At 65.2% G+C, this 4,502-nt stretch carries 3 protein-coding genes; all 3 read left to right on the top strand.

Annotation, left to right across the window (positions count from 1 at the left end):
• A partial coding sequence (gene tssM, locus EN780_RS28175) for a type VI secretion system membrane subunit TssM (protein ID WP_128275932.1) occupies positions 1 to 2,536 on the top strand: 2,536 nt, incomplete at its 5' end.
• Between the two features lie 159 nt (positions 2,537 to 2,695).
• Positions 2,696 to 3,478, top strand: a complete 783-nt coding sequence (locus EN780_RS28170) for a protein phosphatase 2C domain-containing protein (protein WP_128275931.1) — start codon at positions 2,696 to 2,698, stop codon at positions 3,476 to 3,478.
• Positions 3,475 to 4,502: serine/threonine-protein kinase (locus tag EN780_RS28165; RefSeq protein WP_133372745.1), on the top strand; the 1,028-nt coding region annotated here is incomplete at its 3' end. The genes EN780_RS28170 and EN780_RS28165, both read left to right, overlap by 4 nt.

The following is a 4,502-nucleotide window of genomic DNA, read 5'->3' as shown; positions in this document are numbered from 1 at the left end:
GCGCAATCGGGTTGCCGGCTTCATCGGCAGCCTGTTCGACCCCTCCCGCAGCGAGGTCAATGTCAGCCTGCGCGGCCTCTATTTTTCCTCGGGCACGCAGGAAGGAACGCCGATCGACCAGGTGCTCGGCGCCATAGGGCGCAGTTTCGGCAGCAGCGCCCAGGCCCATCTTTCCGGGACCGGCAAGAGCTTTTTCCTCCACGATCTTCTGGCCAGCGTCATTTTCGCCGAAGCCGGCTGGGTTTCGTATGACAGGTCGGCCGAAAGACGCGCGGCGATCGCCAGATATGGGGGCATCGGCGCAATTGCCTTGGCCGCCGCCGTCGCCCTCGGCGCGTTTGCGCTCAGCTTTACCGCCAACCGATCGCTGCTCGCCGCAACGACGCAGGCGATGAGCCAATACCGCCAGGCGGCGGAACCGCTGCTCAACAGCACCGAGGTCGCCGACGTCGACCTCGAGAACGTGATTGGCCCGCTCGACCAGCTACGCAACCTGCCAGCCGGATTCGAGACCGGCGACACTCCGACGCCTATCGAGGAGACGTTCGGCCTCGGCCAGCGGGAACGGCTTCTTTCAGCGTCCAAAACGGCCTACCGGCAAGCACTGGAACGAAGCTTCCGCTCGCGCCTGCTGCTGCAGGCCGAGCGCACGATCCAGGCCAGGATGGCCGATCCGGCGGCACTCTATGAGCCGCTGAAGATCTATCTGATGCTCGGCGGCAAGGCGCCGAAGGTCGACGACGAGCTGGTCGTTTCCTGGATGAGGCAGGACTGGGAGCAGAACCGCTATCCCGGCGAAAACAACCGCGAAGGACGGGCCCAGCTCGAAAAGCACCTGCGCGCCATGCTTGCGCTGGACGATGCCTATGATCCGGTCTTCGAGCTCAACCAGCCGCTTGTCGAAGCCGCCCAGCGCTCGCTCGGACGCATGAGCCTCGCCGATCGCGCCACGGCCCTGATCAAGTCGGCGGTCTACGCCGCGGCCCTGACCGATTTTTCCGTCTCGGCCAAGGCAGGGCCGGAAGCGCCGCTGCTGTTCGAGCGCGCCGACGGCAGCGATCTCTCTGGACTTCGCATTCCCGGCCTCTACACCCATGCCGGCTTCAACGATTTCTATCTGCTGCAACTTTCGCGCATCGCGCAAATGCTTGTCGACGACCGATGGGTCCTGGGCGGAGGCGGCGAGCAGGGCGGCATCGATCAGGAATTGCTCAAGCTCGGCCCCGAGCTTCTCGATCGCTATGCCAAGGAATTCGCCGCAGCCTGGAACGGCGTTCTCGACCAGCTGCGCTTCAAGGCGATGCTGAAGGACAAGCCGCAATATATCGCGCTTTCCGCCGCGGCTTCGCAGAACTCGCCGATCGATCAGCTGTTCAGCGCGATTGCCGATGAAACCGCCCTGACCCGGCAAAGCCAGGTCGCAAACACCGACGCAGCCACGGCCGGGCAGCCGGACGCCGCGGCCATCGCCAGGGGCCTTGCCCGCATCGGCATCCAGATGGCGATCGGCAAGTCGCAAAGCCGTGCCGGCGCCGGCACGGCGAGCGCGCAGGGCCCCGGCGCCAATGTCGAGGCGCAGTTCAGGTCGTTCCAGGCCCTGGTGGGCGGTCCCGCTGGACGCCGCCCGATCGACGCGTTGACCCAGAACTTTCGCGACATCTATCAGAGCCTGAAGCTGGCGGCGGACGTTCCCTCCGAGACCGAGCGCGTCAGCACGAACCTGCAATTGCAGGTCTCGACGCTGCGCGCCAACGTCTCGCGCCTGCCCAAGCAGCTTGCCCGCATGGTCAACGCGGCGGCCGACGAGTTCGAGGGCAACGTCGCCGAAACCTCGGTGGCGAATCTGAACCAGTTGCTCGACCAGACGGTGACGCGCCCCTGCGAGGAGATGGTCAACGGCCGTTATCCTTTCGCCGCCGGCAGCACGCAGGAGATTGCGATGGCGGACTTCGCCAAGCTGTTCTCCCCCGGCGGATTGATGGACCGCTTCTTCGCGCGAAATCTCGCATCCATGATCGACATGACCGGCCAGGACTGGAGCTGGAAGCAGGACCAGCGTTTCGGGCGCGATCTCTCGAAAGCGACGTTGAAGACCTTCCAGTCGGCGGCGGAAATCCGCGCCGCCTTCTTTCCGTCCGGTGGTTCGGTGCCTTTGGTCAGCATCACCTTCACGCCCTTTTCGTTGCATGGCGATGCCGACAGCGCGGTGCTCGATGTCGATGGCCAGACCGTTCAAAGCAGCCAGACAGGCAACGCGCCGAGCACGCTGAGCTGGCCGAGCGGCGCGGCGTCCGGGTCTGCCAGCCTGAGCCTTGCGCCGGAAATGCCGGGCCGGGAATCCGCCATCAAGTTCGACGGCCCGTGGGCGCTGAAACGGCTCATGGACAAGGCATCCGTCAGCGGTGGCGAAGGCAATCTGGAAGCGCGCTTCGTGATCGGCGGACGCGACGTGGCTTACACCATCCAGAGCAATTCCGATCCCAACCCGCTGTTCCTTCCGGCGCTTGGCGGGTTCAGTTGCCCGAAGGGATTCTGAGATGTTTTTTCCGCTCCCCGCCTCATCGATGACAAAGCCGGCCGGCCGGCGTGCCGGTCTTGATTTCGGTACTCTAATGCTTGCGCCTGTGGCAGAGTGGCGCGAGCGGCGGCCCGAGGGTGCGGCGCGAAGGACGCTTGAGAAGCGCTTGGTGGCAAATTGAACAATGTCGCCCTTCCCTTTGAAAGCTTCGGCGTCAGCCACAAAGGCTGCGTGCGCGACCTCAATGAAGACAGCTATCTGGTCGAGCCGCGAACAGGCCTCTGGGTTGTGGCCGACGGCATGGGCGGACACGATGCCGGCGAGGTGGCTTCGGCAAGCATCGTCGATCATCTGGCGACGATCGGCATCGCCAGTTCCGCGCCGGATCTTCGCGCACGCTTCGAGGACAGGCTGAGCCGCGCCAATGCCGAAATCCGCGGCATATCCGAAGCCCGCGGCATAACCATCGGCTCGACCTTCGCCGCCCTCTTGGTGATGGATGGGCGGTTTGCCTGCCTTTGGGCCGGCGACAGCCGCGTCTATCTTGTCCGCAATGCCTCGATCTCGCAGATCTCGAAAGACCACACCGAAGTCCAGGAGCTCCTCGACAGAGGCATGATCAGCGCCGCCGAAGCGCTCACCTGGCCGCGCCGCAACGTCATCACCCATGCGGTCGGCGTCAGCGACGATGTCGTGATCGACTACCAGCAGGGCGAGACCATGCCGGGCGACATCTTCGTGCTGAACACCGACGGGTTGACGGCGCATGTCAGCGATGCGGAGATCGAGGCGGCGGTGTTGTCGGCCGCGCCTCGGGCGGCGTGCGAGAACCTGCTGGAAACGGTGCTGGCGCGCGGCGGAACCGACAATGTGACCATAATACTCGTGAAGATCGGCGATCGTCGCAACGGCCAGGCGGCCGGTCCGCATCCCGCCACCGCCGGAGGTCGGGACCGATGAGCGCCGACGACAGGACGCGCGTCTCGCCGAGCTTTGCCAGCACAGGCGTCGGCACGCAGCTTAGCGGCATATACGAGCTCGACGAGCGGATCGCGTCCGGCGGAATGGGCGAGGTCTATCGCGGCCACAACATCCAGACGGGCGATCACGTCGCCATCAAGATCGTGCTGCCGGAGTTCGCCCGCGATCAGACGATCCTGTCCCTGTTTCGCAAGGAAGCCTCGATCCTCAATCACCTGTCGCATGACGCCGTCGTGCGCTACCACGTCTTCACCATCGATCCCGGCATCGGGCGACCCTACCTGGCGATGGAATTCGTCGACGGCCAGTCGCTGTTCGATGTCATCAGGCGTGGCGCCATGCCTGTGGAGGACGTGCGCAAGCTCTGTCATCGGCTCGCCTCCGCCCTGAGCGCCGTGCACCAGGCGGGAGCGATCCATCGCGATCTCTCGCCGGACAACATCATCCTGCCGGGGGGCCGGGTCGACCGCGCCAAGATCATCGATTTCGGCATTGCGCGCTCGGCGGCCGTCGGCGGGGAGACGCTGATCGGCGGCAGGTTCGCCGGAAAGTACAACTACGTTTCTCCCGAGCAGCTGGGGCTTTACGGAGGCGAGGTCAGCGAGCAGTCCGACATCTACAGCATGGGGCTGGTGCTGGCGGCCGCCTTGCGTGGCAACCCGCTCGACATGAGCGGCTCCCAGCTCGAAATCGTGGAAAAGCGCCGAACGGTTCCGGATCTTTCCGACATCGATGCCGATTTCCGCGAGATCATCGAAGCGATGCTGCAGCCGGACCCGAAGCACCGGCCGATCAGCATGGCCGAAATCGCCAGGATGACCCGCGACCCCGACGAGGAAACCAGGCCGCCGGTATCCTCCATGCCGCGTGAGCGGCCGGACCTGCATCGCACCTCGACCCCTGCCGCACCGGAAAAGCCGCAAGGCCAGGCCTGGGTGCCCCCCGGCGACCAGCGTTTTGTCCCGCATCAGCGGCCCGCGCATCTTTCCGAACCGCGCCCGCG

The sequence above is a fragment of the Mesorhizobium sp. M4B.F.Ca.ET.089.01.1.1 genome (assembly GCF_004022605.1).
Classification (GTDB): Bacteria; Pseudomonadota; Alphaproteobacteria; order Rhizobiales; family Rhizobiaceae; genus Mesorhizobium; species Mesorhizobium abyssinicae.
Note: the sequence above shows the minus strand (reverse complement) of the source record. Positions and strands in the feature narration are given on the sequence as shown.